The organism is Streptomyces sp. NPDC001848 (assembly GCF_042891915.1).
GTDB lineage: Bacteria > Actinomycetota > Actinomycetes > Streptomycetales > Streptomycetaceae > Streptomyces.
On record NZ_JBIATP010000009.1, the window covers coordinates 266427 to 291813 of the forward strand.

A 25387-nucleotide genomic window follows, 5' to 3' on the forward strand; every position below is an offset into this window, starting at 1 on the left:
GACAAAAACAAACCCCAGGCCGTTGACCTGGGGTTTCTCTCAAGAGCGGGTGACGAGAATCGAACTCGCGCTCTCAGCTTGGGAAGCTGATGTTCTACCATTAAACTACACCCGCGTAAGATCCGGGCCGGTGATCCGGTTCCGGAACGCTCGCTCACTCTACCTCATCCGGGGCCCCCGGTGCTCACGCCCTGGGGTCCTGTGTCGTTTCGGGGGTTTGGATGTGGGTGCGGGGAACCGGAGTTGGGGCGTACGGTGGTGGGGGAGCGGAGGGGCTGTGCCTGGTCGGAGTGCCGCCTGGAGGGCCGTCCCTTTCATCCCGTAATGTGGCTTTCGTCGTCCGTCACGGCAGTGAGACGAAGGTTCTTGGGGAAGGGACTCAGAGGACTTGATGGAGCGCACCGTCGTCCGTTGTGCCGAGGGGCACGTGTTCAGCACCGCTTCGTTCCCGATGCAGCAGGCCGAGCGCCTCGGCCCCGGCCGGCTCGTCCGGTGTCCCCGCTGCGCCCGGCTCCGCAGTGCGGTGCCGGTGACCTTGCAGAAGCAGTAGCGGCAGAAGTGGTAGAAGCCGTGGCGGCAGGAGCGGAGAAGCCGTAGCGGCCAGCGGTTCGGGCGCGTGGAGTCGTCGCGATTGTGGTGGCTCCGCGTGCCTTGCGTATTCTCAGGGCGTGCTTCTCTCAGACAAGGACATCCGGACCGAGATCGACAAGGGGCGGGTCGTGATCGATCCGTTCGATCCGAGCATGGTGCAGCCCTCGAGCATCGACGTGCGGCTCGACCGCTACTTCCGGGTGTTCGAGAACCACAGGTACCCCCACATCGACCCCTCGATCGAGCAGGTCGACCTCACGCGGCTCGTCGAGCCCGAGGGCGACGAGCCGTTCATCCTGCATCCCGGCGAGTTCGTGCTGGCCTCGACGTACGAGGTCATCACCCTGCCTGACGATCTCGCCTCGCGGCTCGAGGGCAAGAGTTCCCTGGGGCGGCTCGGCCTCGTCACCCACTCCACCGCCGGGTTCATCGACCCCGGCTTCTCCGGGCACGTCACGCTCGAGCTGTCCAACCTCGCCACCCTGCCGATCAAGCTCTGGCCGGGCATGAAGATCGGGCAGCTGTGCATGTTCCGGCTCAGCTCGCCGGCCGAGTTCCCCTACGGCAGCGAGCGGTACGGTTCCCGCTACCAGGGGCAGCGTGGTCCCACGCCTTCCCGTTCCTTCCTGAACTTCCACCGGACGCAGGTGTGAGCGAGACATGACCAGCGACGCACGGGAGAACCTGACCTACGAGGACTTCGGACGCGCCGTCCGAGAACTCGCCCAGACCATCGCCGACGACGGCTACGAGCCGGACATCGTGCTCAGCATCGCGCGCGGCGGGGTGTTCGTGGCCGGTGGGCTCGCCTACGCCCTGGACTGCAAGAACATCCATCTGGTCAACGTCGAGTTCTACACCGGTGTGGGCACCACGCTCGACATGCCCGTGATGCTCGCTCCCGTTCCCAACGCGATCGACTTCACCGACAAGAAGGTGCTGATCGCCGACGACGTGGCCGACACCGGCAAGACGCTGAAACTCGTGCACGACTTCTGTGTGGAGACCGTGGCCGAGGTCCGCTCCGCGGTGATCTACGAGAAGTCCCAGTCGCTGGTGAAGTGCGAGTACGTGTGGAAGCGGACCGATGACTGGATCAACTTCCCGTGGAGCGTCGAAGAGCCCGTCGTGAAGCGCGTGCGGCAGGTGCGGCCCGCGTAGGGCGCGGCCGGCCGGTGCGGGGTCACTTGTACGTCACCTGGTACTGCTTGCCGGCCGTGTTCGCGTTGCAGATGTTCGGGGCGCCGGCTCCGTGGTCCGCCACCGTCACGCACACCTCGTACTTCGCACCGTGCGTGAGGTCCGTGCCGACGACCGCCTCCACCCATTCGCTGCTGTGACTGCGGGGTCGGCGAGGCGGGCCGGGCGGGGAACTGCTTGCCGTGGGGCTCGTCGTTACCGGGGTAGACCGTGGTCCTGCCTGTCACGTCCCTCAGCCAGTGGTACACGTCCGCCGACTTCGAACCGGTCGTCGTACGCCACTCGGCGATCATGTACAGGCGGCCGCCCCGGACACGCGCAGACGGCTTGACCAGCACGTCGGACGCGCTGGTCGATCTCCCGCCGGCGCAGCCGTCTGCCGGGTTGGTCGGCGGCGCGGGCCGCGACGCGCCGGGTGCCGCCGACTCCGTCGTATCCGTGGCCGCGGTGGCCGTTGCACTCGGTGACGGGCTCCCGGACCTGGACTGCGACGGGCTCGGCCCGGGAACCACCCGATGCGGGGTCGGGGGCGAAAACGCTCCGGGAGGAATGGGCGGGCACCATGTACCTGGCGATCCGGTACAGCCCGGCCTGTCACAGGGTGTGGGGCAAGCTCACCGGAGCCGAGGTCGGCGACACCGTCGAGATCCGGACCCCACCCGACCGTCGGCAGGTCGCGGAGGTCGCCCACGGTCACACGACGTACACGCCCATGCTCGCGGCGCCGGAACCACGGGTCTCTTCACCGCCCAGGCCACCGCCGTCGCCGTCAATCCGAAGAAGCGCGAGGTCGCCCACGGCCATGTGATGACGGTCGGGGCCGACGCCGCGGATCCGCCCTCCACGCCGCCGGCTCCGACCGGAACCCGGCCCCGGGCCGAGGCGCGGACGTCACCGGCCGGCGACGAGGCCACGGACGTCCCCGGGCCCGGGACGAGCCCCTGACCTAGAACGTCCCCAGCTTGATGATCGACAGGATCGCGATCAGCTGGATCGCCGACGCGCCCAGGGCCTTCGGCCACGGCAGGTCGTGGGACGTGGACACCATTCGGGTCAGCAGCGCGCCCGCCGCGACCCAGGTCGCCCAGCCCAGGAGCTGGACGAAGGACGCGTCGCCACCGAAGAACATGGCGACGACCAGGCGCGGCGCGTCCGTGATGGACATGATCAGCATGGACAGGCCGACCGTGGGCTGCCAGGCGCCGTCGCCGCCGAGCTGGCGGGCCAGGGTGTGGGTGACCACGCCCAGGACGAACGAGCTCAGGACGATGGCGACCGCGGTCGTCAGGACGATCGGGATCGCGTTGGAGAGCGTGGCGTTGATCGCGTCCTGGCGGGCGCCGTCGAAGCCGAAGACCGCGAGCAGGCCGTAGAGGAACGTCACGATCAGGGCCGGGCCCCACATCGTGTAGTCCCGCATCTGGAGGAACGTCCGGGTCGGGGACATCACGATGCCCCGCAGCAGCTCCTTCCAGTGCAGGCGCGGCCCGGCCGGCGGTGCCGAGGCCTGGCCCGCGCGGTATGTCCCGCCCGCGTTGTAGGGGTCGTCGCCGACGGAGAACGCCTGGGTGTGGCCCGGGTTGTCGGCCGCGTACGGATCCCCGGTGTGCGGGTGGCCCTGGGCGTCGTCGCCGAAGTACTCCGGCTCCCCGTGGCCCTGCGGCGCCTGCCACTGCGGCCGACCGCCGTAGGGCTGCGCACCGCCGTACTGCTGCTGCGGCGGCGCAGCGGGGTAGCCGTACGACGCGCCCTGCGGCGCCTGCCGACCGTATGGGGGGTGTTGCGGTCGCGCTTGCGGGGCGCGGTTGTCCCGGCCGCCGCGTCCGATCCTGAATCCAGCCACGTCATCGAACGTACCCGGTCCAGGAGAGGGACGTGCCGGACCAGGCCATCCGGGCCCGGGTTTGCTGCCGAGCTGTGACATCCCCTAAGGGCCCCCTAAGGGGAGCGACGCGTGGTCATCCGTGGTTGCTCAGGGGACTCTCGTACCAGGGCCGCATTGCCAGTCGTACGAGTGCGCGACGGCACCGGGGCTCGGTCGCAGCGCCGGCGAAATGCGCGCCGACGTGCGGCATGCCCATGGCGGACACGCCCGGGTCGCCCGGCGGCTGCCGCGCGCGTCGCGTTGTCGTGATCTTCGTACCGTATCGACGGCGGAAAGAGGACCGCTCTCCCGCGCTGTTCTCGGCCGAGCCGGGGTGGTACTGCTGGTCGAGACAGCTCGCAGACTGCGTAACCTGCCCCTGCACGAGGCCGTGCAGAACCAGGTCTGGCGTGTGGAACCCGGCGCCACCCGGCGCGACAGCCGGGCCGCCAGCCTGCCCGCGAGCAGAAACCTCCCCATCTGAACGAGCAGGATGGGTCCGTCGGAGAGCTGACAGATCCTCATACAAGACCGATGTCAGGCCGTTGGTCCAGAAACCGCTCCAGGACAAACCCTGGTCGGCTGAACGGGTGCCGCCTGTGGGAGTGATTGCATTTCACTTCTTCTGCGAAGACGCCGAGATGTGAAACCGATAAGGAAGTCCCAGCAAAGGAGTGACCGCATTGTATTTCCTTGCGGGTCCCGAAAGGCGCCCACGCAGACGTCGTGCAGCAGTCACGGGACTACTGGCCTCGTTCGTCACCGTGGTCGGAATGGCCGCGACGCCGGCGATCGGTCAGTCGCAGCCCGAGGCCGCCCTCTCTCAACTGCATGAGCTGGCTGCGAAGATGAAGCAGTTCGTCCCCGCCCAACAGCAGCGGTTCCTGTCGAGCTCAGGCCAGATGCTGCTCAATCTGCCGGACAACCAGCAGATGCTGCAGAAGCTGCGGGGCCGGGCGTCCCAGCGGCAGCCTGCGGCGCCACGGTCGGCGCCCCAGGGCTACGCCAACGACCCGAACGCCCCGGAGGACTTCCTGTCCCGGTTCGGCGGCAACACGCAGAACGAGCCGAGCACGGCTTGGTGCGGGAAGACGGCGGTCACCGGCTACGTCGACACCGGAAGTCTCATCTCATCGCTTGTCAACCCCAATCCAAGCCACAGCATCAGTATCGTGGGATGGTCCCGCACCACCGACCCGGACAAGAAACAACCGTCGTACACCGACATGGGCGCCCTGGTCGCCGATCCACCCCCGCCCGGCGTGACCCGCCGGGACATCATCGGTGACCCGACGCTGGGCTGCTCGAGCAGCAGCAACTTCTACTTCGGGACGACGGCCGCAGAGTTCCCGACCAGCGGCGGCTTCAGGACCGGTGTCTCGGTGTCCCGTTCCACGGACGGCGGTCAGAGCTTCCACTCGGTCATGGCGGCCAGCGCGGACGGAGGCAGCCACTTCTTCGACAAGCCGTGGATCGCCGTCGAGCCGGGACCGACCTCGTCCGCCTCCGACGACATCATCCACGTGACGTACACCGACTTCGACAACTCCGGAGTCAACTGTGGCGGCGTCTTCTGCACGGCGATCGAGTACGTCAAGTCGACCGACGGCGGGGCGACCTGGACAGCACCACAGGTGATCGACAAGGCCGTCGGCTTCGGCATCTCCGTGTTCGGGTCCCTGGTGGACGCGGGCTCGGGCGGCAACGTCTACGTCGCCTGGGAGCGCTTCGACCCCGACTACCAGACCCGGTCCATCAGTATCCGCCGATCGGTCGATGACGGCGCCAGCTTCGGCGCCACCAGCGTCGTCAGTTCAGTGGTGCCCACCGGCAACGGGACGACTATGCAGGGGCTGTTCCGCAACTTCGTGGATCTCCAGGGCCTGAAGGTCGATCCGTCGAACAAGGCGGTGTACGTCACCTGGAACGACGGTCGTTTCGCGCAGCAGCTGGACATCAACAGCGACTGCCAGCACCAACAGAAGTACTGCTTCGCCAGTGCGCTGTTGGCCAAGTCGACGGACGGCGGCGCCACTTGGAGTGCCCCCACCCGGGTGGACAACGGCCCTGTCGGACAAGAAGTCGACCGGATCCAGCCGGCTTTGGACGTGGACTCGCACGGAAAGCTCTGGAGTCTCTACTACGACCGGCTGGGTGCCTTCGAGGGTGTTGAGAGGAACTTCAGAATCGAGGCCGTGGTCGCCCAGTCCTCCGACGGGGGAAGCAGCTGGACGAGGAAGCCGGTGAGCTCGCGGTTCTTCCCGACCAAGGTGGATGAGAACACGCCACCGTTCTACATGGGCGACTACAACTGGATCACCACGGACAAGCTCAACATGTATCCCGGTGCCATCGCCTCCTGGGGAGACAACGACCTCGGCGACGCGAACGTGCGTACGGTGCACGTGCTTCCTGACCAGCCGAAGCCTTCGCCGAAGCCCGACGAGCACCACCACGAGCACAAGCCCCCCAAGCACGAGCACCACAAGGACTAGTAAAAGCACCTGGCTCAGCGCGTGAGACAGCGCTCGCCGGAAGGCCGATGAGGAGCATGTTCCGCATCGGCCCTCCGGCGGCCTGCGGACCAGGACCTGACGGCTCACAGGTGACGGGCCCCTGTCGGACGGTGAGGACAGCGGCGTACCCGGCACGCTCAGCCGCCCTGCGCGCCACCCCCGCGGCCGGCCAGCCGACGCGCCCAGCAGGCGGCAACGAGGGCGACGAACCGGGCATTGCCCACCGCGTAGCGCAGGAACATGCGGCGCGGCTCCTGGACCAGCCGGTGGAACCATTCGAGGCCGGCCCGCTGCATCCACCGCGGCGCCCTGCTGCGCACTCCCGCCACCACGTCGAAGGATCCGCCGACGCCGACCATCAGCGCGCAGCCCAGGTCCTTCTGCCGACGCGCGAGAAAGTACTCCTTGCGCGGACTCGGCACGGCGAGGAACAGGATGTCCGGACGGGCTTCGCGGACGGCCGCAACCACTTGGGGCTCCTGGGTCTCGTCCCAGTAGCCGTCCCGGTATCCGACGATCTCGACGCCCTGGGCTGCGGCGATGCGCGCGGTTTCCTCGACCACCTGGGGTGCGGCGCCCAGTAGGTAGACGCGGTATCCGCGGCGTGCCGAGCTGCGCCAGAGCGCCAGCATGAAGTCGATGCCCGCGACCCGTTCGGGCAGAGGGCTGCCGAGGAGGCGGCCCGCCCACACGACGGACTGCCCGTCGGCGTTGACGAGCGAGCACGAGCGGATGATCCGCGCCAGCTCCGGGTCGTCGTGGGCCTGGACGATCTTCGAGGCGTTCAGCACGACGTGCTGGTGAGGGCCGCCGTCCGCGATGAGTGCCTCGGCCGCCGCCACCGACTCCTCAAGGGTGAGCGGCTGGACGGGCAGTTCGCACACCGTCACTGGCCGGCACAAACCCGTCGTCCGCTTGGTCGTGGATTGGTCGGGGAGCCCCGGCGTGCGCGGTGTGTACACCTGTGCCTCCAACGCGTCGTCAGCCTTGACCGAGAAACGCAGCGTTCCAGAACCGCGCGAACGACTCCTCGACGCGATCGTGCGCGTAGAGCGGCCGCAGTTGATGCCACGCCTTCTGCTGGCGGTCCCGGACACCGTCGAGGTCGGTCCGGCACGCCTCGAGGAAACCGGTGACGGAGGCGACCGTGGGTTCGACGTCGTCCACGCATCCGTGACGGAAGAGTTCGGCGCAGCCGGGGGACGGGGTCGCCGCGACGGCGCAGCCCGCCTGCAACGCCTCGAGCAGGACGAAAGGGAGTCCCTCGGCCCAACGGGCCGGGAGGACGAACACGTCGACAGCGGACCAGAACGCGGGGACGTCCGCCGACCGGACCACACCGAGGTCGTGGTCCACACAGCCCATCCGGGACTGCGGCACGTCCCGGCGCATCCCGGCGACGGAGAAGTCCACGGCGGCGCCCGACCGCTTCATCCGGTCCACTGCATCGCACACGATGTCGAATCCCTTGGCTCGGCACATCGTGCCGAGCCATGCGACGCGCAGGGGACGCGCGGCATCCGATGCCGTTGACGACGTGCGGTTCCACGGAGGAAGCGCCCCGGCTTCGAGGTGCACCTCCGGTGCCGGGTTCCGGATCACCGTCACCGACCTGGTACGGCAGCCAGTGGTCCGCAGTGCTGTGGCCACGTCCTGGCTCAGGACGATCCAGTGGGCTCCGCCCAGTGCCTTCCGCAGGAGTGGGGCGGCGGAGAGCTTCGCCGGCAACTGGGCGCCGTGGAGGTGCAGCACCGGAGTGGACCGGCTGGCCCTGGCGAGGGTGACGACGAGGGCGTCCCGCAGCAGGGGGAGACCCCACTGGGAGATCGGCAGATAGACGGCGTCCGGACGTTTCGAGACCAGCGCCCAAGCGCAACGTCGCATGGCGGAGGCCGTGGCGCCGGCCTTCGAGGCCCAGGGCACCTCGAAGCGGTCGGACACGCGTTCCGCGGAAAGGGAGATGACATCCACGACATCACACACGCGCCGAAGCACCGGGGTGAAGAATTCGGCGGCCCTGCCCATGCCGCCGAGGCTCGCACTGTGCCTCAGTGCGAGGACGGTCGGCGCCGAGCGCTGCCGCGGATTCCTCGGGCGGATCTGGAACATGCCCCCTCCCTCCATACGGAATGAATCGGAACCAGGGGACCGCCGGTGACCTGGGGAGCGATGAAAGCCGAGGGATACCTGGGGATCAGGAAAAAATTTACCTGGATATTTTCCGGGCTTTCACAGCATCATGCCCGGGTCGCAGAGTCCAGTGCGACACGTTGGTCTCTTGTTATTCATAGGATATGTCGATGCCTGAACAGTGGTGACTCACGCGGCAGGCTCTCCAAGTTCGGTGCTCGGCGTGATAAAGATGCTCCTGGCCTGACGAAAGGGGGTGTCAGAAATGACGCCGGGCGACGCCGATCAGCTGTTCTGGTTCGCTTTTGTCGCGGTGTGCGCCGCGGGGGCCGTGCTTCTGGCAACCTGCATCCGGGGCGCGGCCTGGTTTCTGTGGACTGCCTGCCTGGTCCCCCTTTTTCTGCTGGGCAAGAACTTTGCGACTGTAGGGGCCGCGCCGGTCTATCTCATGGACGGCCTCGTCGCTTTTGCGTTGCTCGCGGCGGCAGGAGTCTGGGCGCCCCGGGCCTTCTCGGAAGATCGGCTGAGAGGATTCCGCTGGGTCGCATTGCTGCTCGCCGTCGTCACCGTCCCCGCAGTGTGGAGAGGAGTCGCGGCGGGATATCCCGATCCCCTCAAGGGCGTGATTCTCGGCCTGTACCCCGTCGTCGGATGGCTTGCGGCGACCTGGCTGCTCACCCGGACAGACCGGGAGTTCGTCCGCCTGCGCTGGGTCCTGTACGTACCGGCGCTCGGCGTGCTGCTGCAGGTGGTGCTCCACATTCCGCTGGTGCCCGCGGCTGCGGGGCTGTACCTGGCGATCGCGGGAGCGTTCGGCGTCCGGATGCGGTATCTCGGGGAAGGCCGCCTGCTGCTCGTCACGCTCGTGGGGCTGGCCCTGCTCACGGCCGATGACAGCAAGCGCGGCCCCTTGCTGACCGTGCTCGCCTCCCTGGTTGCGACGGCCGTCGCCCTCCGGTCCGGCGGCCTGCGCCTTCGGCGGTGGCCGCTCCTGTCGTGGTCCGTCGTCACACTGGGGCTGGTGGCAGCGATCAGCTTCGCGCCGCAGGGCAATCTTTCGGACATGCCGGTGGTGGGGGGCCTGGTCAGCCGGCTGGAGGCCGACGCGCACGATTCCGACAGCGAAGCCGCCAACAACGTCGAACTCCGGTACGCGATGTGGCGGAAAGCGCTGAAGGAGGCCGGGGAGCAGCCGCTTCTGGGAGCGGGCGCGGGACGTCCGCTCGACGTGCGGTTCGAAGGACAGGTGCTGCACGACCGCCGGTCGGGCCCGCACAACTCGTTCGTCGGATACATCTACTACCTCGGGTGGCCTGCCGGAATCGCCCTGGTGTTCCTGGTCGCCGCGACCCTGCGCCGCACATGGCGGGCACGCCGCCATCCGGTCGCCTCGGCCTGGTTCGGCGCGACTGTCGCGGTCTGCAGCACCGCCTTCACCAACGTCGCGCTGGAGTCCACCTTCATCGGCCTGCCGTCGTGGCTGGTGCTCGCCTGCGCCTACGCACTCGTCGGCGTCCCGCGGGAGCCGGGTACCGCCGAGAGGCCTCTGCTCACGGCCGCCTGCCGCCACGTTCCCGTCCCGCGCGGCTCCGGTGCCGCAACCGGGCGCCCGCCGGTCACCTCCCCGTCGGTGCCCGTCTTGTCCTGATCCAGTGCGCGGCCCGCGGACCACGGCCCACGAAACGCCGCGTCACATCCCCCTCTGGTCACCCGCCCCAAGCGACCCCATGGGTACGCATGCGAAAACGGCAGGAGAATCCCGTGCTTGAGCCGGACATCAAGGAGTTCTGGTCCGCGCACCCCTGCGGCGACAACATCTTCGGAGCGCCGAGCGGAGACGAGCGGCAGGACTACGAGGAGTTCTTCTCGCGGTACGACGCCGCGAAGTACCGGCTCGAATCTCACATCCCAGCATGTCTGGACCGGCTGAACGTCTCCGGCCGGCGGCTTCTGGAGATCGGGCTCGGACAGGGCTCGGAGGCCGAGCAGCTGATCCGGCGGGGCGCCCGGTGGACGGGGGTCGACCTGACCGAGACGGCGGTCAGGAGAACGGGGACCCGGCTCGCCCTGCGCGGACTGCCGTACGAAGGGCTGCACCAGGCCAGCGTTCTCGATCTTCCGTTCCCGGACGGGTCCTTCGACATCGTCTTCAGCCACGGGGTGCTCCACCACGTCCCCGACATCCACCGGGCCCAGAGGGAGGTCCACCGGGTCCTGAAACCCGACGGGGAGCTGGTGGTCATGCTGTACGCCCGCTGGTCGCTCAACTACCTGGTCTCGATCGGGCTGCTGCGGCGGGCAGCGCTCCTGGCGGCCCACCCTCTGGCGCGGGTGGGTGCGCTCCCCGCGCCCCGGGGGCTCCTCGGTGCCCACTTGGACAACGCCCGCAGGATCGGGCTCGCGCGGTATCTGCGCATGCGGAGGTTCATCCACAGCAATACCGACGGTCCGCACAACCCTTATTCGCGAGTCTACGACCTCTGGCGCGTCCGACGGGACTTCCCGGATTTCGACGTCCGCCACGCCGAAAAGAAGTTTCTGCACGCCCCGCCGCTGCCCGTTCACGGACTCGGCAGCGGGAGAGCACTGGGCTGGCACTTGTGGGTGCGCTTGACACCGCACGCGCGTTGACCGAGACCCTGCGGAGAATACGGCCGCACGGGGTAGCCCCGGCGCCCCTGCTGCCGTCCGTCACGGTCCGCTCCGCGCCCCGGCACGGCCGTCACCGATGGCTCTTGCGCTTTGACAGTCCAACCCTCAGGTGTGCCTGTGAAACAGTTCCGCCATCTGCGGTCCCAATCAACCGACGATATTCGACAGGTGAGTTCGACCTGTGAGCCCGGATCCGGCAGCTCGGTTCCGTGCGAGTCGAGCGACAGCTACCGATGGCGAAGGATCTTCGCCGTCGGCGCCACGACGATGGGCGCAGGAGGCATTTCCCGCATTGCCAACCTGCTGGTGCTTCCGTTCGTCGCCCGTGCTCTCGAAAAAGGGGAGTTCGGACTCTGGCTGAACCTCACCACTACCTTCACCCTGCTTTCCGCACTCGACTTCGGCGTCGGGCCCGCTGTGATGGGACAGGTATCCGAGGCTCGTGGGCGCGATGCCGTCTGCGCGGTACGCCGAGTGGTGACCACGGCCTTGGCCCTGCTGAGCGGTGTCGCTCTCCTGCTGCTCGCGATCTCCGGCATCCTCTCGCTCACACTGCCCTGGAACGATCTCCTTGGAGTGGGACACGAGGTGCCTGCCACAAACGTCGACCTGCTGGTCTTCGCGGCAGGGGCGACAGCCGCGCTGAGCCTCCCTCTGGGGATCGCCAACCGCGTGTACTACGCCCGTCAGCGTGGTCATGTGGTGGCGCTCTCGACGGCGTTCGGAGTTCTGGCGCAGGCGGCAGGACTCGTGGGCGTGGCGGCCCTGGCGCCGGACCTGCGATGGTTCTCGGCCGTGTATCTCGCCACCTCTCTGCTCGCCGGCGTCACCACGACACTCCTACTGGCCCGGTCTGTTCGCGAGTTCCGCCCTCGGCTGCGTGACGTGGACCGGTCGACGTGCGGCAGGCTCGGCCGGGAGGGTGTGCAGCTCTTCCTGTTGACGGTGATCGGGATCGTGGCCTACAAGTCGGACGCCTTCGTCGTCGGGCACTATCTGGGTGCGAACCGAGTCGCCGAATACGTGCTGCCGTTCACCGTGTACGCACCGGTGCTCACCGCCGCCGAAGGGTTTCTCACACCGTTGTGGGCGACCTACCGGGAGGCATGGGCGCGCGGCGACCACGCCTGGGTACGGAGGGCGTTTCTGCGGTCGGTGGTTCTGTCGGCTGCCGTCGGCGTGGTGGCCGCCAGTGTCCTCGCGCTGATCACCCCGTGGCTCCTGCGCCTCTGGATCGGTGACGGGGCAGTCGTTCCGTCTCGGGGGTTGCTCGTGGCACTGGGAGGCTATGTCGTCGTGATGTGCGTGAGTGCCGCGGTCGGGGTGTTCCTCAACGGAGCCGGAGCGCTGAGGCCACAAATGATCGCCGGCGGCCTCATGGCCGTGCTGAATGTGATGGCATCGATCTGGTCCGTCGGCCACCTCGGTCTGGCGGGGCCGCTGTGGGCCACAGTCGCCACTCAGACCCTTGTCGTCCTCGTGCCGTGCATGCTGGTTGCGCGTCGACGGCTGACGCGTCCCCGTGCCATCGCCAGGGGTATGCTCCGGACCGTCGGCTGAGGCACTGCCGCCCCGCTGTAGGTCATTCGGGACCGGAGAGCGGTGCAGGACGCATTGAGTCCACGTGCTGTACGGCGCGGGGCATTGTGTACGGCGTTCCACCGGCCGGGTCGACATCTTCATCACCGAGCCAGGCCATGTACGGGTCCCGTTGTCGCCGATATTCATCGAGATGTTCGGGGCACTTGCCGTTGGTGAGCACCACCATCGGCACGCCTGATGACGCTGCCGTACAGAGGAAACAGGTGAGTTCACTGTCGGCGCGGCGCGGCTGTAGGTGATGCATGTTCTGCCGGTCCATTCTGTGAGGTGCCCTCAGGAGAATTCGCAGGGCGCCTTCAGCCTGGTTTTCACCTGTTGCATACCCTGGAAAAGGAGTCCTCCCGGTGTTCTCCACAGTCTGCGTCGTCGGCCTCGGCTACATCGGTCTCCCCACCGCCGCTGCCCTCGCCACCAACGGGATCGACGTCATCGGCGTCGACATCAACCCCGCCACCGTCGAACTCATCAACGCCGGCCGTGCCCCCTTCGTCGAACCCGACCTCGCGGTGGCCGTCAGCGGCGCCGTTGCCATGGGGCGGTTGCGGGCGACGGGCGTGCCCGAGCCCGCCGACGCCTTCATCATCGCGGTGCCCACGCCGCTGCGGGAGGACCGCACCGCGGACCTCTCGTACGTGCGCAGTGGTGCTGCCTCGGTCGCCGAGGTGCTCAAGGCGGGCGACCTCGTCATCCTCGAGTCCACCTCGCCGCCCGGCACCACCGTGGAACTCTCCCGGTGGCTGAGCAAGCACCGGCCCGATCTGACGTTCCCCCACGAGGTCGGCGACGCCCCCGACGTACGGGTCGCCCACTGCCCCGAGCGTGTCCTGCCGGGGCGGACGATGATCGAGATCGTGACCAACGACCGGGTCGTCGGCGGGGTGGGCGAGGGCTGTGCGGAGCGGGCACGCACGCTTTACGAGGTGTTCACCAAGGGGGAGTGCCTGCTCACCGATGCCACCACGGCGGAGATGGCGAAGCTCAGCGAGAACGCCTTCCGGGACGTGAACATCGCCTTCGCCAACGAACTGTCCATGGTCTGTGACCACCTCGGCATCGACGCCGGCGACGTCATCGCCCTGGCCAACCGGCATCCCCGCGTCGACATCCTGCGTCCGGGACCGGGCGTGGGCGGGCACTGCATCGCCGTGGACCCGTGGTTCATCGTGTCCACGGCCCCGCAACAGTCGCGGTTGATCCGGCTCGCCCGTGAGGTCAACGACGAGCGGCCCGGCTATGTGCTCGGCGAGGTCGTCCGGACCGCCGAGCGATTCAAGGACCCGGTGATCGCGTGCCTCGGCCTGTCCTTCAAGGCGAACATCGACGACCTGAGGGAGAGCCCCGCCCTGCACATCGTCACGCAACTGGCCGATCGCCGGGTCGGCCGGCTGCTGGTCGCGGAGCCGCACATCGCAGAGCTTCCGGAGTCACTGGCACGTCCGGGCGAGGTCGCACTTGTCGACGCCGTCACCGCCGTGCGGGATGCCGACGTCGTCGTGCTGCTCGTGGACCACGATGCCTTCCGCGGCGTCAAGCGGGCCGCCCTGCGTGGCAAGGCGGTGTTCGACACCCGCGGCCTCTGGCGCTGAGGCGGAATCGGCCGCGGTCTGTGGCGGGGAACCGAATTGCGCGGGGCGTTCGCACAGTCCCATCCAGTGCCCGATCGCCCGTACGGTACGGTCCGCGGCGCGTCCGTCGCCGTACGGGTTGACGGCCTTCGCCATCGCGGCATACGCCTCCCGGTCGTGCAGCAGCAGGCGCACCTGCTTCACGATGTGCTCGCGGTCGGTGCCCACCAGGCGGCTCGTGCCGGCCCGCACGGCCTCCGGACGTTCCGTGGTGTCCCGCATCACCAGCACCGGCTTGCCCAGGCCCGGCCCCTCCTCCTGAATGCCGCCGCTGTCGGTCAGGATGAGGTGCGCGCGGTTCATCAGCCGGGCGAACGCTCCATAGGCCAGTGGATCCGTCAGGCGGACGTTGTCGAGGTGGGCGACCTGGGGCAGGATCGCCGCCCGCACCACCGGATTGGGGTGCAGCGGGAGCACGATGAGCAGCTCGGGCTCGGTACGGGCCAGGTCGGCGAGGGCGCCGCCGATGGACTCCATTCCGCTGCCCCACGACTCGCGGCGGTGGGCCGTCACCAGCAGGACTCGGCGTGCGGTGTCGTCGAGGTCGGCCAGAGCTGGATCCCCGTAGTGCGTCTTGCGCCCGACCGCCCAGTGCAGGGCGTCGATGACCGTGTTCCCGGTGACCACGACCGAGGACTCCGGGACGCCGTCCCGCAGCAGGTTGTCGCGCGCGTGCCAGGTAGGCGCCAGGTGCAGGGAGGCGAGCTGGGTCGCGAGCCGGCGGTTGATCTCCTCGGGAAAGGGCGCGTACCGGTCGTCGGTGCGCAGCCCCGCCTCCAGGTGGACCACGGGGATCCGGTGGTAGAAGGCGGCGAGAGCCCCGGCGAACGCGGTCGTGGTGTCGCCCTGGACCAGCACCGCGTCCGGACGCTCGTTCCGCAGCAGGGGGCACAGCCCGTTGAGGACGCGGACGGTGATGTCGGCCAGGGACTGGCGCCGGCTGAGGATGTCCAGGTCATGGTCGGGGCGGATGCCGAACAACGCGTGCACCTGGTCGAGCAGGCCGCGGTGCTGAGCCGTCACCGCCACCGTCGGACGGAACAACCGGGACCGGTTGAGTGCCTCGATCACCGGAGCCATTTTGATGGCCTCTGGTCTCGTTCCGTAAACGACCATCAATCGCTTCACCCGAGTCTCCTTCCGAGCGGCTCCGGACCGCAGCCGGGCCGACCACCACCGGTGGCCGTATTCTCCGGAGCGGAAGAAGCGCTCTCCGGCCATCAGCGAATCGGTATTCCGCGACCATGCCCGCCATGCCAAAGGCGTGTTCACCCCTGCGTATGGAGATGTTCGTCCGTCTGGTCCGCTCGGCAGGAAAGGCGCGAGTGCGGGTCAATCGCCCTGCCTACAATGCGCCGTGGATCCGCATTCCCTCCTGTAAGGCAGGAAATTGAAAACAGTCCTCCTGTCCCCGCGCACCGGTGCCGTCACAGTGGGGGAAATTCCCGCACCCGAAGCAGCCGCCGGCACGGTGCTGATCCGCAACGACTGGTCGCTCATCAGCGCGGGTACGGAGCGGGCCACCGTCTCTACCGGTGCGCAGAGCCTGATCGGCAAGGCGCGACAACGGCCCGACCAGGTGGCGCAGGTGCTCGACAGTGTGAAGCGGACAGGCCTCGTCGAGACCTACCGGACGGTCCAGGAGCGTCTGGATCGTCCGGTGCAGCTCGGATACTCCTGTTCGGGCACGGTCCTGCGGACGGGTGAGGGAGTCAGCGACATTCGCCCCGGGATGCGGGTCGCCGCAGCCGGTGCCCGCTACGCGTCGCACGCGGAGATCGTCGCTGTGCCATGCAACCTTGTGGTGCCCGTACCGGACGGCGTGGACACCCAGTGGGCCGCCTTTGCCACAGTCGGCGCGATCGCGCTCCAGGGCATCCACCAGGCCGAGGCTGTACCTGGTTCCCGGATCGCCGTCATCGGTCTGGGCCTGGTCGGTCAGATCACGCTGCATCTGCTGCGCGCCTACGGGTACGACGGGCTGGGCATCGACCCCGACCCGGCCATGGTGGAGCTCGCGGAGTCGGCAGGGCTCGTGGCCTACCCGCGTGATGCCGACGGCCTGCCCGGCGTGCTGTCCCGGCGGTGGGCCGGTGCCGGGGCGGACGCGGTGCTCATCACCGCCGCCACGTCCAGCTCCGACCCCGTCGAGTTCGCCGGCCGCCTCGCCCGTGACCGTGCCACGGTGGTGGTCGTCGGCGACGTGAAGGTGGCGCCGCCGCGGTCGTCGTACTACCACAAGGAACTGTCGATCCGCTACGCGCGGTCCTATGGCCCGGGCCGGTACGACCGGCGCTTCGAAGAGGACGGCCAGCCCTATCCCGAGGGCTACGTCCCCTGGACGGAACGCCGCAACCTCGCCGAGGTGCTGCGGTTGCTGGCGACCGGCGCGGTGGACTTCGCCCGGCTGGAGCCACGGGTCTTCCCCGTGGAGGAGGCGGCCGACGCGTACGAGGCCCTGAACCCGTCCGGCACCGGCCGGAGCGTCGCCCTGCTCCTGCGCTACCCCGGCACGGCGCAGCTCCCGGCCCAGCCGGTGCCCCCGGCCGGCTCCCGCACGTGGAGCACCCCACAGGGAACCGTTCGCATCGCGGCGATCGGGGCGGGCAACTTCGCGACGCGGACGCTCTTCCCCGAGCTGGAGCGAGAGCCTGGCGTCACGTTCTCCTGGGTGGCCGGCGGACGGGGGCTGTCCGCCGCGCACCAGGGCCGGCGGTGGGGCTTCCGTACCATCGCGCAGAGCGTCGACACCGGCCTCGCCTCGGGTGACGCGGACTGCGTGATGGTGCTCAGCCGCCACGACAGCCACGGCCGGTACGCGGCGCGGGTGCTACAAGGCGGCGCCGCCCTGTACTGCGAGAAGCCGCTGGGCCTCACGGAGGCGGAACTGGAGGACCTCGCGGACGCGTGGCTGCGCTCCGGCGCCCCGGCGATGGCCGGGTTCAATCGGCGGTTCGCCCCCTCGGTGCGGGACCTGCGCGCCGCACTCCCCACCGGAGCGCCCCTCCAGGTCGTCCACCGGGTGTTCGCCGGCCGGCTCCCGGCCGAGCATTGGTACTTCGACCCGCACCAGGGCGGTCGGCTGCTGGGCGAGGTGTGCCACTTCATCGACACCGCAAACTTCCTGGTCCCCGGCAGACCGCTGGCCGTGCGGGCGGTCGGCGTGGACGCACGGGACTCGGCCGCCGCGCAAAGCGTCACCCTCCAGATCACGTACGACGACGGGTCTGCCGCGTCCGTCGTGTACGGGGGTCTGACACCACCCGGAGCCCCCAAGGAACTTCTGGAAGTGGCCACCGACGGCGTGGCGGCCCGGATCGACGACTTCCGTGCGCTCACCGTGTGGAAGGGCGGCAGGGCGGCCACGACGAAGTACCGCGGCGCGCCCAAGGGCCATGCGGCCGAGATGCGCGCCCTGGTCCGCCTCGTCCGCAACGAGCCGTTGGACGAGGAGACCGCTGCCGCCGCCGACTTCGCGTCGGCACTGTGGAGTTCGCTCGTCGCGTGCCGCGCGGCCCAGTCGCTCACGGAGGACCGTGTCATGGAGAACGCCCCCTCTACACCCGCTCTGGCCAGGGCCCTCGGATGCGCGCAGGCGGCCGCCGTGCCGAAACCGGGTCGGCAGGCCAATGGCTCCGCATCGGCCACGGCGGCCCTGTGATGTGCGGCTTCGTCGTTCTGCTGAACGGGGCCGGGCGGGACCGGCGGCCCTCGTACCCGGACCCGTGCGCGGCGATCGCGCACCGCGGCCCCGACGCGAGCGGACACCTGGAACTCGGCGGGGACACCTGGCACGCGGCGCTTCACTTCCGCCGCCTGGCCGTCGTGGACCTCGACCCCAGAAGCGACCAGCCCTTCGGGTCCCCCGAGCGGGGCGTGATGGTCTACAACGGCGAGCTCTACAACACCCCGCACCTGCGCGAGGTGCTGCGGAAACGGGATGTGAGGTTCACGACCGAGGGCGACACCGAGGTCCTCTACGAGCTGCTGCTGCAGCCGGACGCGCCGCGGCTGCTGGACCAGCTGGACGGCATGTTCGCCTTCGCCCTCGTCCTGCCCGACGGCGAACTGCGCTACGGGCGTGACCGGCTGGGCGTGAAGCCGCTGTACGCGGCATCGGACGGGGCGGGCCGACTGGTCGCGCTCGCCAGCGAGATCGAACCGCTGCGCGCCGCGGGACTGACCGGCGACGCCGACCCGGTCGCGGTGGCGCAGGGTGCCATGTTCCTGTGGACGCCGCCGCCGCGAACCGGCTGGGATCGCGTGCGTGCGGAGTCGGCGGGAACGGTGCTGTCCCGGCGCGCCCCGGAGTACGACGAGCCCTCACCCTGGTGGCGGGCCGGTGTCGCTCAGCCCGCTGAGGACATCGGTGCCGCGGTCCGTGAGTCGGTCGCCCGGCAGGTGTGCGCGGACGTGACGGTGGGCCTGCTGCTGAGCGGCGGTCTGGACAGCACCTGGCTGGGCGTGGAACTGCTCAGGGAGGGCTTCGCCGGGCCCGCCTTCGCCGCCCGACCGGGGGGCGGTGCGGCCGCCGGGGAGCCGTTCGAGGACGACGCTCCCTACGCGGGCCGGGTGGCCCGGCAGCTGAACCTGCCGCTCACCTGGGTCGACCTGGACGTCGACGTGCTGCGCCGGGTCCCGGAGCTGGTCAGCACCATGGAGCTGCCCTTCGGGGACCCGGCCGCCGTCGCCCTCATGCAGTTGTCGCACGCCGCACGCGGCAAGGCCACCGTGCTGCTGTCGGGGCTCGGTGTCGAGGAACTGTTCCTCGGATACGAGCGCTACCAGGCCGTGTTGCTGCTGCAACGGCTCCCCGCGTGGGCGCGCCCCGCCCTCGGCGCCGGCGCCCTCGTACCCCCACCCCGGCGCTACCGGGGACGCGCGGACAAGTTCGGGCGGCTGCTCCAGCTGGGTCCACGCGACTGGTCGTGGGCGACGCAGGCGTATTACTCCGGGCGGGAGTGGGCGGCACTGTCGCCGCTCGTCGGTCTGGACGCGGTCACCGAGCGGCACCGTGAGGTGGCGGGCGCCGTACTCGACGGGGGTGGTACGCCCCTCGCGGCGTTGGTGGAGTGCGACCGGCGGCTGTTCCTGCCGGGGCTGAACCTGCTGTACGGCGACCGCGCGTCGATGCGGGCGAGCGTGGAGCTGCGGGTGCCCTTCCTGGGGGAGCCGGTGGTGGCCGCCGCCCTCGGCGCGGTCGCGGAGGAGCAACTGCGCCTGGGCGACGGCAAGGCGCGCTTCCGCGCGGCCGCGGTGGCCTCCGGCGTACCGGAGTTCGTCACCCGGCGGCCCAAGACGGGGTTCGGAGCTCCGGTACGGTCGCTGCTGCGCGAGCATGGTGCCCGGCTGTGGACCGAGGTACGGCGCTCCCCGGTTTTCGACGATGTCTTCGACCGGCGCACCGCGGACCGAATCGTCGCCGAACACGTGCAGGCGCGGCGGGACCGGGGTCTCGCGGTATTCGGGTTGTTCTGCGCGGCCGTGTGGTGGGAGCGGAACGCGGTGGGGGGCTCCGGGCGGACCGCTGACGTCCTGGCGAACTATCAGGCGGCCGGGGTCCGCTGACCGACCGGGGCTGCGGGCCCCCGTCCGTCCGGCAACACGGCGTGCAGGGCGGTCAGCGCGTCCAGCATGGGCGCGGCGCTCCACCGGGGCGACTCCCACAGGGCCCTGTTCCCGTGGGACCCGCCTGCCCGCGGCTGCGTGCCGAGGCCGGGGTAGCGGTCCACGACGGCGGACAGTACGGAGCGGGCGAAGCCGGCCCCGACGAATCCGTGCCCGGCCGCCCAGGCCGCCATCCGCACCGCTGTCGCGTCGTTGTTCGGGTCGCGTCGGGTGCGGCCGTCCGCGAAGTAGCGGGGCAGGGGGCCGTCGAACAGGTGCCGCAGGTAGTGGCCCGTGCCGCGTTCGAGAGGGCCCCGGACGTCCAGGTCGAGCAGCGTTCCCGCCTGTTCGAGGCGCAGCAGTACGTATCCGGTGTGGAAGCCGTCCACCCAGTCGAGCCGCGGGCCCCGCCCGTACGGCCACGAGCCGTCGGGACGCTGGCCCGCCAAGCTCACCTCGACCGCACCGCGGGCGGCGTCGGTCAGCCGGTCCTCCAGGCCGTCGGGCAGGGCCACGGTGCGCGCCAGGCGGGCGGCGAGCGCGGCACCCATGAGGTTGGCGTTGTGCACGAGGACGCCACTGGTCGGGGTGTAGGTGAAGAACGCGCCGTTGTGCAGGTGCTCCAGCAGCCCGTGGGCGAGAGACCGTACGGCCTCGGGGCCGAGCGTCCCGGTGTCCAGGCAGCCGTCCGCGCAGAAGGTGGTGGCCACCAGGTTCGGGACGGAGGCGGGGTAGTACGCCCAGCGGGTCTGCACGTCGAACTCGTAGCGCCACAGACCGGCGTAGCGTCCGGACATCTGCTCGGCGGCCGTCGACAGGCCGAGCCGCAGGGCGCGCTCCTGCCACACGGGGTGGGCGGAGAGCCGGGCGCAGGCGCCGGCCGCGGTCCCGGTGGCCGTGGCGGTGCGCAGCGGGCGGATGCCCAGGATTCCTCGCAGGTCGACCCGGCTGCGTTTGACGGCCTGCAGGATCGCCTGGCGGAGCACGCGGTGCACGGCCAGCCGCGCCGCCGGGCCGGTGAGCCCGTCGTACGGATCGGGGCCGGCCCAGTCGCGGGCGTCGGCCCACCGGAAGAGCCGGTCGGCCAGGGCGAGCACGTCCATGGCGTCGCGGGGCTCGCGGGGGGAGCCCTCGGCGGTGCGCCGGTGCGGTCCGGAGCGGTCCTGGGGTGAGGGGACGGTGGGGGTGGTTCTCGACGGCACGGGTACTCCTGGTGATCAGTAGGCCCCGGTGCCCGCGAGGACGGCCCTGACCGTCCGCACCAGCACCTCCAGGTCGATGGACGGCGACCAGTTGTCCACGTACCGCAGGTCCAGGGCGACCGTCTCGTCCCAGGAGAGGTCGGAGCGGCCGCTGACCTGCCACAGGCCGGTCAGTCCGGGTTTGACGGCCAGCCTGCGCAGCTCCACCTCGTCGTAGTCGGCGACCTCGTCGGGCAGGGGCGGCCTCGGTCCCACCAGGGACATGTGTCCCTGCACCACGTTGAACAGCTGGGGCAGCTCGTCCAAGGAGTAGCGGCGCAGCACCCGGCCGACGCGGGTGATCCGGGGGTCGCGGCGGATCTTGAACATTCGGCCGTCCTGTTCGTTGGTCGCGGCCAGCTGGTGCCTCAGCCGCTCAGCGTCGGCGACCATGGTGCGGAACTTCGCCATGGTGAAGGGCTTGCCGTCGCGTCCGATGCGCGTCTGCCGGTACACGACGGGACCCGGGGAGTCCAGCAACACGGCGAGAGCCACGGCCGCGAACAGCGGGGCGAGCAGCACGATCAGCAGTGCCGCGCCCAGCCGGTCGGTCGCCGACTTCAGCAACGCCGCGCATCCCCGCCGTAGGGGCGGGGCCACGTCCAGCAGTGTGAGCCCGGCCACCGAGGAGACGCCCACCCGGCGCCGGGCCACCTCGGTCAGGCCGGGTACGACCACGAGCGGGCAGCCCTCGTTGTGCAGTGCCCACGACAGCCGCCTCAGGCGCGGTCCGGTCATGCACGGCCCCGGCACGATGAGCACGACGTCCACGTCGAGCTGCCGGGCGGCCTGCAGTACCGGGCCGGAGTCGGCCGCCATGAGCGGTGGCGCCTGCCGGTCGAGCCGAGCGGCGACCGGGGCCAGCGCATGCGGGTCCTCGTCGCCGATCGGGCACACACCGACGACGACGAACTCGTGGTCGGTGCGCTTGGCGAGGTGGCTCACCGGACCCTCGACGGCGTTCGCCTCACCGATCACCAGGGCCCGGCGGACGGCCCGGCCGCCGCGGCGGCGGCCCATCAGATGACGGTGGATGAGCGTGTGCACGGCGGCGCTCGTAGGGGCGCAGGGCACCAGGGCGGCCAATGCGAAGAGAAACGGGGACTCCTCGCCCGTCGCTGCCCGCACAACTGCGAGCAGTCCGACCAGCACCAGCCAGTCCTGCAGCGCGGGGACGAGGTTGCCACGCTCACCGAGACGGCGTTGGGCGTAGCGGTCCCGTGCACCGCGCACGAGGAGCCAGGCCGTGGCCGCCACCAACGCGTGGGCGATGGCATGCCTGCTGTCGGCCAGCGCGAAGGCCAGGTAGACCGGAACCAGGGCGCCGGCCGCGTCGCCGAGGACGGCGACCGACCCGTACCAGGGCGGTTTGCCGGTGCGGCGCCCGGCAGGGGGCTGCTTCCGGATGACCTGGGTCTGCGCGGGTCTCGGCACTGGTACGTGGGGCATTGTCTCCCCAAACAGCCACATTCGCCCTCCAAGCTGATCAAAAAGGACTAATCGAGTGTGTCTGGCGGACTGCGGGGATCGGGGCGCGACGCTGGGCCAGGGGCGAACTCTCACCCGATGAGCAGAGTTTTATGACTCGCATACCCGAACCAGGGGAATCGGGAGAGGTCGGAGCACAGATGAGGGGCCGGGGCCGCGTTCTGCGGCCCCGGCCCCTGCATTGCGTACGAACGCCGGTTACTTCACCGGTTCCGGCTCCGGCTCGCTCTCCGTCTCCGCACTGCCCGCCGGGTCGACAGGCGTCTTGACGGAGTCGAGGAGCAGCTGGGCCACGTCCACGACCTGGATGGACTCCTTCGCCGAGCCCTCGTTCTTCTTGCCGTTGACCGAGTCGGTCAGCATGACCAGGCAGAACGGGCAGGCGGTCGAGACGATGTCCGGGTTCAGGGACAGGGCTTCGTCGACGCGCTCGTTGTTGATGCGCTTGCCGATCCGCTCCTCCATCCACATCCGCGCGCCGCCGGCGCCGCAGCAGAAGCCGCGCTCCTTGTGGCGGTGCATCTCCTCGTTGCGCAGGCCCGGGACCTTGCCGATGATCTCGCGCGGGGGCGTGTAGATCTTGTTGTGGCGGCCCAGGTAGCACGGGTCGTGGTACGTGATGATGCCCTCGACCGGCGTGACCGGGACCAGCTTGCCCTCGTCGACGAGGTGCTGGAGCAGCTGGGTGTGGTGGATCACCTCGTAGTCGCCGCCGAGCTGCGGGTACTCGTTGCCGATCGTGTTCAGGCAGTGCGGGCAGGTGGCGACGATCTTCTTGGCGGACTTCGGCTTCTTGGTCGAGGGGTCCTCGTCGTCCTCGCCGAAGGCCATGTTCAGCGCGGCCACGTTCTCCATGCCGAGCTCCTGGAACAGGGGCTCGTTGCCCAGGCGGCGGGCGGAGTCACCGGTGCACTTCTCGTCGCCGCCCATGATCGCGAACTTGACGCCCGCGATGTGCAGCAGCTCGGCGAAGGCCTTGGTGGTCTTCTTGGCGCGGTCCTCCAGGGCACCCGCGCAGCCGACCCAGTACAGGTACTCGACCTCGGACAGGTCCTCGATGTCGCGGCCGACGACCGGGATCTCGAAGTCGACCTCCTTGGTCCACTCCAGGCGCTGCTTCTTGGCCAGGCCCCAGGGGTTGCCCTTCTTCTCGAGGTTCTTGAGCATCGTGCCCGCCTCGGACGGGAACGCCGACTCGATCATCACCTGGTAACGGCGCATGTCCACGATGTGGTCGACGTGCTCGATGTCGACGGGGCACTGCTCGACGCAGGCGCCGCAGGTGGTGCAGGACCACAGCACGTCCGGGTCGATGACGCCGTTCTCCTCGACCGTGCCGATCAGCGGACGCTCGGCTTCGGCGAGGGCGGCGGCCGGGACGTCCTTGAGCTGCTCCTCGGACGCCTTCTCCTCGCCCTCCATCGTCTTGCCGCCGCCGGCGAGCAGGTACGGGGCCTTGGCGTGCGCGTGGTCGCGCAGCGACATGATCAGCAGCTTGGGGGAGAGCGGCTTGCCGGTGTTCCAGGCGGGGCACTGCGACTGGCAGCGGCCGCACTCGGTGCAGGTGGAGAAGTCCAGCAGACCCTTCCAGGAGAACTGCTCGACCTGGGAGACGCCGAAGACGTCGTCCTCGCCCGGGTCGGTGAAGTCGATCGGCTCACCGCCGGACGTCATCGGCTGGAGGGCGCCCAGCGCGGTGGAACCGTCCGCGTTCCGCTTGAACCAGATGTTCGGGAAGGCGAGGAAGCGGTGCCAGGCCACGCCCATGTTCGTGTTGAGCGAGACCGTGATCATCCAGACCATGGTCGTGCCCAGCTTGATCATGGCGAAGAGGTAGGTGAGGTTCTGCAGCGTCGTGAGGCTGAGCCCCTTGAAGGCCAGGATCAGCGGGTACGAGGCGAAGTACGCCGCCTCGTAGTGGTCCACGTGGTGCAGCGCGCCCTCAAGGCCGCGCAGGGCCATGATCGCCAGACCGATGATGAGGATGACGTACTCGACGAAGTACGCCTGGCCCATCTTGGAGCCCGCGAAGCGCGACTTGCGGCCGGGCCGGGACGGCAGGCTGAGGAGCCGGATGACCATCAGCGTGATGATGCCGAGCGTGGTCATGGTGCCGATGAACTCGATGTAGAGCTCGTACGGCAGGAAGTCGCCGACGACCGGCAGTGTCCAGTCGGCCTGGAACAGCTGGCCGTAGGCGTTGATGATGGTCGGCGGCAGGGTCAGGAAGCCGATGGCCACGAACCAGTGGGCGACACCTACCACGCCCCAGCGGTTCATGCGCGTGTGGCCGAGGAACTCCCTGACCAGCGTCACGCTGCGCTGGTAGGGGTTGTCGGTCCGGCTGCCGGCGGGGACGGGCTGGCCGAGCTTGAAGTACCGGACGAACTGACCGATGGCGCGTGCGAGAAGGGCAACGCCGACCACGGTCAGGACCAGCGACACGATGATCGCGGCGAGTTGCATTGGGGGCTCCTCGGGCCTGCGAGGGGGTTCCGTCTCCTCCGATGTACTTCCTGTGTACTCCGAGGAGTGATTACTAAGCGGTAACTTATGCAGTCCTCTGAGACTACCCACTTACGTTGCCGCACTGTAGTGGCGCGAGCGGTGATCTGCGTCGCTGTGGAGCCGTCCCTCCGGCTCAGCCGCCGAAGCTGCCCGTCTTTCGGAGCTCTCGTGCGCCCGGAGCTCTCGTGCGCCGCGGTGCCCTTCGGTGGGGATCGTGGTCGCGCAGCAGGGTGGAGGCGCCGATGCCAGTCGTTACCGCGCCGGTGGCAGGATCGAAGTGCGGTATCCGTCTGCTGGAGGGTACATCTGCACGAGGCACCGACGCACTCCAGCGCCTTTGGCTCCCTCGCCACTCCTTTTTCT

17 protein-coding genes, 1 tRNA gene and 2 pseudogenes are annotated in these 25387 nt (G+C 69.5%); 10 read left to right on the top strand and 10 right to left on the bottom strand.

Annotated elements, in window-relative coordinates; translation table 11 throughout:
* Window positions 1-44 precede the first annotated feature (44 nt).
* Window positions 45-115, bottom strand: a tRNA-Gly gene (locus tag ACFYZJ_RS20635).
* A gap of 553 nt (window positions 116-668) precedes the next feature.
* Between ACFYZJ_RS20635 and dcd the strand changes: the two genes are divergently transcribed.
* Both dcd and ACFYZJ_RS20645 read left to right on the top strand, forming a co-directional pair.
* Window positions 669-1244 (top strand): dCTP deaminase, encoded by a 576-nt coding sequence (gene dcd / locus ACFYZJ_RS20640; protein ID WP_263231017.1) that lies wholly within the window; start codon window positions 669-671, stop codon window positions 1242-1244.
* Between the two features lie 7 nt (window positions 1245-1251).
* A complete protein-coding gene (locus ACFYZJ_RS20645; RefSeq protein WP_388570075.1) occupies window positions 1252-1752 on the top strand; it encodes a phosphoribosyltransferase in 501 nt (166 codons plus the stop codon).
* 22 nt (window positions 1753-1774) lie between these two features.
* Here ACFYZJ_RS20645 and ACFYZJ_RS20650 read toward each other — a convergent pair whose 3' ends face one another.
* On the bottom strand, window positions 1775-1915 hold the full coding sequence (locus tag ACFYZJ_RS20650) for a hypothetical protein (RefSeq protein WP_388570078.1): 141 nt from the start codon (window positions 1913-1915) through the stop codon (window positions 1775-1777).
* Window positions 1916-2353: 438 nt separating this feature from the next.
* Between ACFYZJ_RS20650 and ACFYZJ_RS20655 the strand changes: the two are divergent.
* Window positions 2354-2470 (top strand): annotated as a pseudogene (locus ACFYZJ_RS20655) (hypothetical protein); the annotation flags it as partial.
* Between the two features lie 267 nt (window positions 2471-2737).
* Here the strand turns inward: ACFYZJ_RS20655 and ACFYZJ_RS20660 are convergent.
* Window positions 2738-3715, bottom strand: coding sequence for a YIP1 family protein (locus tag ACFYZJ_RS20660; RefSeq protein WP_388570082.1), 978 nt, complete (start codon window positions 3713-3715; stop codon window positions 2738-2740).
* A 713-nt stretch (window positions 3716-4428) separates the two neighbouring features.
* Between ACFYZJ_RS20660 and ACFYZJ_RS20665 the strand changes: the two genes are divergently transcribed.
* On the top strand, window positions 4429-6150 hold the full coding sequence (locus ACFYZJ_RS20665) for a sialidase family protein (protein WP_388570085.1): 1722 nt from the start codon (window positions 4429-4431) through the stop codon (window positions 6148-6150).
* Window positions 6151-6308: 158 nt separating this feature from the next.
* Here the strand turns inward: ACFYZJ_RS20665 and ACFYZJ_RS20670 are convergent, their stop codons facing one another.
* Complete coding sequence (locus tag ACFYZJ_RS20670; protein ID WP_388570088.1) at window positions 6309-7061, bottom strand: WecB/TagA/CpsF family glycosyltransferase; 753 nt, start codon at window positions 7059-7061, stop codon at window positions 6309-6311.
* Between the two features lie 91 nt (window positions 7062-7152).
* Window positions 7153-8280: a glycosyltransferase family 4 protein gene (locus tag ACFYZJ_RS20675; RefSeq protein WP_388570091.1), complete on the bottom strand. Its 1128-nt coding sequence runs from the start codon at window positions 8278-8280 to the stop codon at window positions 7153-7155.
* Between the two features lie 286 nt (window positions 8281-8566).
* On the opposite strand from ACFYZJ_RS20675, the gene ACFYZJ_RS20680 reads away from it, so the two are divergent.
* The 3 genes from ACFYZJ_RS20680 (at window position 8567) to ACFYZJ_RS20690 (ending at window position 12513) form a co-directional block, all read left to right on the top strand.
* On the top strand, window positions 8567-9949 hold the full coding sequence (locus ACFYZJ_RS20680; protein WP_388570094.1) for an O-antigen ligase family protein: 1383 nt from the start codon (window positions 8567-8569) through the stop codon (window positions 9947-9949).
* A gap of 113 nt (window positions 9950-10062) precedes the next feature.
* Entirely contained in the window at window positions 10063-10932 is an 870-nt protein-coding gene (locus ACFYZJ_RS20685) for a class I SAM-dependent methyltransferase (RefSeq protein ID WP_388570097.1), read from the top strand.
* A gap of 138 nt (window positions 10933-11070) precedes the next feature.
* Complete coding sequence (locus ACFYZJ_RS20690) at window positions 11071-12513, top strand: lipopolysaccharide biosynthesis protein (RefSeq protein ID WP_388570099.1); 1443 nt, start codon at window positions 11071-11073, stop codon at window positions 12511-12513.
* 22 nt (window positions 12514-12535) lie between these two features.
* Here ACFYZJ_RS20690 and ACFYZJ_RS20695 read toward each other — a convergent pair whose 3' ends face one another.
* Window positions 12536-12814: a hypothetical protein gene (locus ACFYZJ_RS20695; RefSeq protein ID WP_388570102.1), complete on the bottom strand. Its 279-nt coding sequence runs from the start codon at window positions 12812-12814 to the stop codon at window positions 12536-12538.
* A gap of 85 nt (window positions 12815-12899) precedes the next feature.
* Between ACFYZJ_RS20695 and wecC the strand changes: the two are divergent.
* A pseudogene (wecC, locus tag ACFYZJ_RS20700) lies at window positions 12900-14078 on the top strand (UDP-N-acetyl-D-mannosamine dehydrogenase); the annotation flags it as partial.
* On the opposite strand, the gene wecB reads toward wecC, so the two are convergent.
* Window positions 13980-15296: a non-hydrolyzing UDP-N-acetylglucosamine 2-epimerase gene (gene wecB, locus ACFYZJ_RS20705; RefSeq protein ID WP_388570320.1), complete on the bottom strand. Its 1317-nt coding sequence runs from the start codon at window positions 15294-15296 to the stop codon at window positions 13980-13982. The pseudogene wecC and the gene wecB sit on opposite strands and share 99 nt — an antisense overlap.
* A 274-nt stretch (window positions 15297-15570) precedes the next feature.
* Between wecB and ACFYZJ_RS20710 the strand changes: the two genes are divergently transcribed.
* Window positions 15571-17841 carry a bi-domain-containing oxidoreductase gene (locus tag ACFYZJ_RS20710; protein WP_388570104.1) on the top strand — a complete coding sequence of 757 codons (2271 nt, stop codon included), beginning with the start codon at window positions 15571-15573 and terminating at the stop codon, window positions 17839-17841.
* Complete coding sequence (locus ACFYZJ_RS20715) at window positions 17841-19748, top strand: asparagine synthetase B family protein (RefSeq protein WP_388570107.1); 1908 nt, start codon at window positions 17841-17843, stop codon at window positions 19746-19748. The genes ACFYZJ_RS20710 and ACFYZJ_RS20715 overlap by 1 nt, the downstream gene beginning before the upstream one ends.
* Here the strand turns inward: ACFYZJ_RS20715 and ACFYZJ_RS20720 are convergent.
* The 3 genes from ACFYZJ_RS20720 to ACFYZJ_RS20730 form a co-directional block, all read right to left on the bottom strand.
* A complete protein-coding gene (locus tag ACFYZJ_RS20720; RefSeq protein ID WP_388570109.1) occupies window positions 19727-20989 on the bottom strand; it encodes a hypothetical protein in 1263 nt (420 codons plus the stop codon). The two genes, ACFYZJ_RS20715 and ACFYZJ_RS20720, sit on opposite strands and share 22 nt — an antisense overlap.
* 15 nt (window positions 20990-21004) lie before the next feature.
* On the bottom strand, window positions 21005-22477 hold the full coding sequence (locus ACFYZJ_RS20725) for a sugar transferase (protein WP_388570112.1): 1473 nt from the start codon (window positions 22475-22477) through the stop codon (window positions 21005-21007).
* A gap of 237 nt (window positions 22478-22714) precedes the next feature.
* Complete coding sequence (locus tag ACFYZJ_RS20730) at window positions 22715-24982, bottom strand: (Fe-S)-binding protein (RefSeq protein WP_388570115.1); 2268 nt, start codon at window positions 24980-24982, stop codon at window positions 22715-22717.
* Window positions 24983-25387 lie beyond the last annotated feature (405 nt).